The sequence below is a fragment of the Mesonia mobilis DSM 19841 genome (assembly GCF_000423405.1).
GTDB lineage: Bacteria > Bacteroidota > Bacteroidia > Flavobacteriales > Flavobacteriaceae > Mesonia > Mesonia mobilis.
This window is the reverse complement of record NZ_AUHX01000021.1, coordinates 1-8,031: the sequence shown is the minus strand read 5'-3', so window position 1 is coordinate 8,031 and position 8,031 is coordinate 1. Positions and strand designations below refer to the sequence as shown.

At 35.6% G+C, this 8,031-nt stretch carries 3 protein-coding genes and 1 pseudogene; all 4 read right to left on the bottom strand.

Features of this window, described 5'->3' with window-relative positions; genetic code table 11:
- Positions 1–4,636: pseudogene (locus G551_RS16270) on the bottom strand (hypothetical protein); the annotation flags it as partial.
- A gap of 141 nt (positions 4,637–4,777) precedes the next feature.
- On the bottom strand, positions 4,778–6,679 hold the full coding sequence (locus G551_RS0111775) for an OmpA family protein (RefSeq protein ID WP_027885760.1): 1,902 nt from the start codon (positions 6,677–6,679) through the stop codon (positions 4,778–4,780).
- 29 nt (positions 6,680–6,708) lie between these two features.
- On the bottom strand, positions 6,709–7,620 hold the full coding sequence (locus tag G551_RS0111770; protein WP_027885759.1) for a PorP/SprF family type IX secretion system membrane protein: 912 nt from the start codon (positions 7,618–7,620) through the stop codon (positions 6,709–6,711).
- 95 nt (positions 7,621–7,715) lie between these two features.
- The coding region (locus tag G551_RS15810; protein WP_036243810.1) for a T9SS type B sorting domain-containing protein at positions 7,716–8,031 on the bottom strand (316 nt) is incomplete at its 5' end.

The following is an 8,031-nucleotide window of genomic DNA, read 5'->3' as shown; positions in this document are numbered from 1 at the left end:
ACTGATAGTTTACTCCTGCAGGAGCTCCATCTGCTGAGGCTGTAAAAGTAATTGTATGACTTGGCACAGGCTCACTATCTGAACAATAAGGGATTGTGATCGCTGTCTCTCCTTGGGTTGCTGTTATCGTTAAATCGATTGCTGCTTCTGTATAAACTACACTTGCACTTACTTCACAACTTCCATCAGGATCGTTTACTGATACTGCCGTTACCGTATAAGTACCAAAGCCATAGCTTGAAGGATCTAAAGTTGCACCTGTTTCAGAAGTTAACTCTGTTCCATCTAAAGACCAAGTATAAACTACATCTGATGCAGGCATATTTACAGGTGTCGCATCGATTGTATAAGGCGTAAGATCACAAGTTGTAACATCTGAACCTAGATCTATCTGTGGCGATAAATCAAACAACAGATCTACCGAGGCTGTATCTGCACAACCGTCTATTGTCACTTCTACAGTATAAGTCCCATCGGTCGTTGCTGTATAACTAGAACCAGTTTCACCTGGAATCGGACCTGAACTATCACTCCACTGATATGTCGCGTTAGTTGTATCTTCATCGGTTATAGTCGCTGTAATCGTGTAAGGATCCATTCCGCAAAGTTCTTGGTCTCCTCCTAAATCGATGTTATAAGTTATATCTTCGATAATGATTTGATCGGTTCCCTCACAGGTATAAGGCATTCCATTATTAGTGAATTCTCCCATTACTGTGACCATATAAGTACCACCAGGTAACGATGGCATTGCATCGATTGAAACCTCTACTCCGTCTGCGTCTAACCAAGAGTAAGTTAAACTATCAAAATCTGAAGCATTTGATGGGGTTGCATCTAAACTATAAGTTGCACCACTACACACTATTGCATCTGCCCCTAAGTCTACTTCTGGTGAATCTGGGAATAAAATCTCTACTCCATCAACACTTTCACAACCCTCAATAGAAACTTCTACGTAGTAAGTTCCTTCTGTAGTAACCTCGAAAGTTGAATTCGTTGCACCAGGAATTACATTATTATTTGAATCAAACCAAGTGTAAGTTGCATTAGTTGTATCTTCACCAGTAACTTCTGCTTCTAAAACATAAGAATCACCATCACATAAAACTTGATCATCCCCTAAACTTACAGTAAAGTCTGCATTAGAAATTTCCACTTCATCTGTTCCCGCACAAGTTGAATCATCTACAGGGTTACCCGAATCATCTAATACTGTTCCAATTACTTCTACTGAATATGTACCCTCATCCGTAATGATAATCGTTGCATTTGTTTCCCCAGCAATTTCAACTCCATCTAAGTACCAGATGTATTCTACATCCGGGCCAAATTCTGAAGCATTAGCTGGCGTAGCATCTAATGTTAAGTCTGTAACATCACATAGTGAATCATCTGGACCTAGATCTACTACAGGACTAGGGCTAAACACTACTGTAAACTCTTCTTCTACAGGAATACCTGCACTATCGAAAGAGATTAATCTAAAAATACCTTCCTCATTAACTGTTAAATTATAACCGGCATCTTCATCTCCTTGCGAAAGAAATTCGAATTGGTCTGTATCTTCATTATAAACATACCAAGTATAAGCACTTTGGGTAAGAAATTGAGAGGTTAACACTAAGTCTTCTCCTTCACAGCCATAAACTGTTTCGTCCAAGATAGTACAATCTGTAGTACCTCCACCAGATTCACCATAGTTAGTCTGAACCAAACTAATATATCCTGGAGATTGATTAAAGTTAGTAATTAGCACTAAATATATATCCCCTGCATCAGCTCCAGGAAGTATCATATCTTCAACAGCTGATGCTGAATAGCTACAATCTACAATATTTGCCGAAGTTAAATCTCCACAATTGCCATCCAATTCAGAAAATGGTCCGTAAACAATAAAGTCAACATCTAATTGATCTCCAATAGGGTTACCATTTCCGTCGAAGGCAGTATTTTGTACGATCTCAAACTCTAAATCTCCTGTTTGATCTACTTGTAAATAAAACCAAGCCGGGTTAGGCTCTGATCCTAAACATCCGTAATCGGGACCATCTTCTGCAGTAAATTCTTGTAAATAATAATAACCATTTGCAAAAACTAATGGCTCAGGATTTCCTGCATTATCAAAAGGTGCACAGAAAGGTGCTACATCTTCACAAGTTACGTTACCTTGCTCATAATCTGGCGTAGTAATACAAAGATCAAAAGTACCTGATGTTTCACTAGAAGAGAAAACTCTTACGTAATATGTATTTCCGATAGTCAAGTTAGTAGCAACAATACCATCACTATTCCCGAAATTGTCAAATTCTTCACTACAATATAATTCGGTCAAGCTGTTACATTCTCCCTCATAAACCGCGTGTGAAACACTACCAGGTGCATCAATTAGCGTAACCATATGTGCTGAAGAATTAGCTGTAAACTCATACCATACATCTTGAGCTACAGATCCACCACAACTCACAGGCACACTAGAACCGTTTGCCGCTGTAATTGTTACCGAAGTTGTTTCTGTACAAAATTGCTCTGAATTTACTACAGCAGGAAAAGCATCAACACATAAATCATTATCTGGAGGGCAAGCAACCTGAGTAAGATTTTGACTAGATATTATACAGTTTACATCATCATCATTCTCTACAGTAATTACAACTCCTGTATTATTAGAGAAGGGACCAAAAGTAACAACTCCTGTTTCTATTACAGATTCTGGCGTACTGGCTTGATTATCTGACACAGTTAATGACGTAGCAGAACCTAAATCTGAAATATTAACTTCTACAAAAAATTCACCGTTACCACTATCACAATTACTAACAACTTCATAAGAAGCTGATGGATTTATACAAGTTGCGCATGAAACTGTAAGATCTATTGGTGATATATTACTACTAGACTGACAACTTATAGAACCATCTGCTTGAACTTGAATGGTAATTTGATCTCCTGAAGATTGAAAATTTAAGCCCGATATATCTCCTGAAGCACCATAACCATTATAAAGCTCTGTACCATCAGAATCTAAAACTATAAATTCATCAAAATTATTTTCTACCTGACCTGAATTGATTACTAAATTTAAATTAGTACCATCTGTACTGGTATAAATAAATTCTGTAGTTTCACCACTATCATAACAAAAGTTTGTGTCTACAGGACCTACTGAACAATCTACATAGTTATTTATACAAACGTCTTGAGTTAGATTTGTTTCGCTAATCACACAATTAGAATCTTGATTATTTTCAACTGTAAAATCTACTAGAGTTCCGTTAATATATGGCCCAAAAGTATAAATACCTGTTTCTGAAGCTGTTTCTGAATTACCTTGATTATCTAAAATTTCTAAATCTGTTGCATCACCTAAACTTGTAACATCTACGTCAACGTAAAATTGAGGTCCATTTATACAATCCTCAACAACTTCAAAACTTGCAGAAGGATTTATACAAGTTGCACAAGAAACCGTAAGGTCTATTGAAGAAATATTACTGCTAGACTGACAACTTACAGAACCATCTGCTTGAATTTGAATAGTAATTTGATCTCCTGAAGATTGAAAATTTAAGCCTGAAATATCTCCTGAAGCGCCATAACCATTATAAAGCTCTGTACCATCAGAATCTAAAACTATAAATTCATCAAAATTATTTTCTACCTGCCCTGAATTGATTACTAAATTTAAGTTAGTTCCGTCTGAACTGGTGTAAACATACTCTGTAGTTTCGCCACTATCATAACAAAAGTTTGTATTAACAGGACCTACTGAGCAATCTACAGTAATTGAGGGATCTTCTTCTGTTGTAAAACTATATTCTGTACAATCGCCAGTTGCAACACCTTGATCATTCTCTGGAATAATTGTGACATAGTATGTAGTATTGTAATCAAAAACAATCCCCAGATCATAACTAGTTGTATTACCAACGTTTTCATTATCTAAAATATCATTACCACCAGAAGTGGTTCCTACTGTCAAACTGTAAGAATTAGGTAAACCGGTAGCCCCAGACCAAGATAGTACACTATCTTCTATAGCAACATCGATCTCTCCATCTGCAGGTGTAGATAACACGGCATCACAATTTGGAGGATCTTGTGCTACTTGCAATGCACTAACATTATCATAATACATATAATAATCTCCAGCTGCCCAAACGATATCGAAACGTAATTGAAAGTCTGACCCAGTTGGTAAATCTGCTGCAGCAACAGTATAAGTCATTGTTGCACAATCAGAGGAGGTAATATGATTTGAATCATCAATCGTATCAATATTAATCCAAGTTGCACCGCCATCGGTAGAGTAATCTACTGTAAAACTACCCCAACCCGCTGCGGTAGGGTTAGTAGCAGCAGACCAGTCTACAATCTTATAATCAAAACTTATTGTTAGGTCGGTAGCATTCGACTGTCCAACAATATTGGGTGAGATTAAGTTTCCTGTATTACTAAAGGAATACAAATTATCTCTAGCACTTTCTCCTGCACAGGCCTGAGTAGCACTTGTAAAAAAAGAGCTAGTCCAATCTGCAGGAACACCGTTATCAAAGTTCTCGTTTATACCTATCTGCCCAAAGGAAGATAAATAACCAAAAAACATAAATAACAGAAAAAAGGTATTTTTTTTCATAGAGGGATATTTAGGTTAAATTATGAATTAAAGGCATTATTTCACAAAATGCATTATGCTAAAATACAGATTATTTAGTTAACTATGAAAGAAAAGCTCTAATCCTCAAAAGATTAGAGCTTTTCTTCAATTATTTATTAATTAATCTTTTACGATTTTAAATTCTGAACGTCGGTTTAATTCGTGTTGATCTTCTGTACAAGAATCGCAATCTACTTTTGGTTCTGATTCTCCAAAACCTTCACCAGAAATTCTAGATTCATCTATACCTTGCGATATAACATACTGAACGGTGCTTTGCGCTCTCTGCTCAGATAAAGTCTGGTTATAAGATTCTGGACCTCTTCGATCTGTGTGGCTTCGAACCTTAATCTTCATTTCTGGATATTTTTTCATCACTTCTACTAGTTTATCTAATTCGAAAGCAGCTTGCTTACGGATATTAGATTTATCGAAGTCGAACATTATTGGATTTAATACTACTTCTTCTGGCGTGATTATATCTTCAATTGGATTAAGCTCGATAACTACATCAACTTCATTTTCTTCTTCTTTAGAAACTGAAGCCATATTGCTTTCATAATCATCTGCATTTACTTGTATTGAATAATCTACACTTCCTGGTAAAGTAAAGTCTGCCTTACCTTCTTCTGTACTCATTGCTTTAGATATTTCATTCTCTTCAGCATCATATACAATTACAGTTGCACCAGAAATAGGCTCTCCTGTTTCTGCATCTACTACACTGGTCATCACTTTAATTTCATCAAGTGGTTGAATTTGTACAACTTGGTAAATATCATCATTAGCAACAGTTTCTTCAATACCGCCTCGATTAGAACTTACAAAACCGGTTTCTTTTTCTACATTGAATGAAAAAGCAAAATCGTCTCCGGTACTGTTAATTGGCTGTCCCATATTTTTTACTGAAGCAAAACTATCGTCTTCTGCTTTTGCATAAAAAACATCTAAACCTCCAATTCCTAATTGACCGTCACTTGAGAAATAAAGAGTTCCTTCTGAATCTATAAAAGGAAAGCTTTCTCTACCTTCAGTATTGATACCTGCGCCTAAATTTTTTGGTTCACCATAAGTACCGTCATCATTTACAGAAACTTTATATAAATCTGACATCCCCATACCTCCCGGCATATCGCTAGAGAAGTAAAGTGTTTTACCATCTGGACTTAAAGCAGTATGACCTGTAGAATACTCATCACTATTAAATGGTAATTCTTCAATATCGTCCCACTCACCGTTTACTAGGCTTGCTTTATAAACTTTTAATTTACCAATACCTTCAGAGCTTTTTTCATAGTCGCCGTCTAAATAATTATTTCTTGTAAAATACATTGTTTTACCGTCTAGACTAATACTTACAGTACCTTCATGAAACTTTGAGTTTACTTCTCCTGCAAGTTCTTTAGGATCTTGATATAAATCTCCTTTTTTTGTAGCTACATATACATCTAATGTAGGTTGATCATTCCATCCGTAATCTCTTCTAGATTTATTTCTTGCAGAAACAAAATATAATTTATCTCCGAATTCGTAACCTCCAAAGTCCGATAGATTTGTATTAAATTCAGATTTTTCTACTGTAAATTTAGGCTCCCCATTAAGTAGCTTAGGAAGATAATTAGGGTTAGATTTAAATGCTTTTGCTCTTTCATCACTAGGAGCTTTATTGGCGAATGTTTTCATTGCCTCGTTAGACTCTTCAAATTTCTGATTGGCTTTTAGCATTTGCGCATAGCGGTAATAAGCTGTACCTTCTACATTATCGCCTTCTTGAATATACATTTTATAGTAATATTCCGCACGGTCTGTGTTGTAAATATTATAATATGAATCTGCTAATCGATGATATACATATGCAGTCCCGTCTCCATCAGAAACTAAATCTTCATATTCTTCTATTGCTTTTACATATTCTAAACGATCGTAATATTTATCTGCTTTTTTAGTATCATCGCTTTGGGCAAATAAACTAGATCCACCCATCATAAGTATTAAACTTAATATATAGTATGTTTTTCTCATAATTTTGTCTTCTTAGTTTTTGTATGGGTTTAGAAATATCTAGGTGAAAGATAAGTTTTCTTATTAAAGAATATATCAAAGATCACAAATGCCTCATAAGAAGGCTGATCGATATCTGAAATAGAGTGATCGTAAGCAAAACCAAACTGAACCCAGTCTGTTGCTCTTACACTCGCTAAACCACTAACCGCATCTTCATATCTATATGACGCACCAATTTCAAAACGATCGTAAAATAAGAAGTTTGCGTTTACATCGAAAGAAAGAGGTGACTCAAAAGAAGATTTCACTAATGTTGAAGGCTTAAATTTTGTATTCTCTGTTAATTGGAACACGTAACCAGCAGTTGCAAAATAATGCATCTCTTCGTTACCAAATTCTCTTCCATCTGGATCTGCATCTAAATGAGTAGATTGTAAAAGGTTAGGTACAGAAACTCCAACATACCAATTATCTGTATAATACAAGAACCCTGCTCCAATATTAGGATAAGTATCATTTATATTTTGAGCAAAAGCTACATCATCTTGGTTTTGCAAATCTAAACCTGTTAATCCTACATCGTGAAAAGTAGCACCTGCTTTAATACCAAAAGCTAATTTTCTACTTTTTCCAAAATCTAATGTATAAGAGAAGTCTGCATATACGTTAGTTTCTTGTACAGGTCCGTTTTCATCAGAAATAGCCGAAAGACCTAAACCTGTTTTCTCACCTACTGGAGAATGCGCAGAAAACGTAAAAGTTCTTGGAGCTCCTTCAAAACCAGACCACTGATCTCTATAGAGTAGTCCTATATTTAAACTTTCTTTAGATCCTGCATAAGCCGGATTCACCACATTCATATTGTACATATACTGAGTATATTGGGGGTCTTGCTGTGCGTATGATTTTATTGAAGAAATAATAAAAAAAGCACATAGTAGTACATAAAGTTTTTTCATTTGCTTATCGTTATTTTATTTAAGGCTTAGTTTTTTTAGGTAAAAATAATCCATTTCGGGAATTACACTCCCGAAATGGATACAAAATTTATTAATTAATTAGCTTCTCTATTAATATAGACCCAGCTTTTCTTTATTCTTCCAAAGACAGGATCCTCTCCCTCAAGCACTAACACATAGTAATAGGTTCCTGAAGGCAACTCGTCTCCGTTGATATCTTGACCACAGAAACTATTCACATAGTTATCTCGTTCAAATACCAAACGACCATAACGGTTATAAACTTTTAAGCTTTCTATTCCTGTTCGATCATCTAAGAAGGTTAAGTCTAAACAGTCATTGAAACCATCTACGTTACTCGGTGATATACCCTGACTGATCACACAACCATTCTCGTAAGGCTCGATCGTT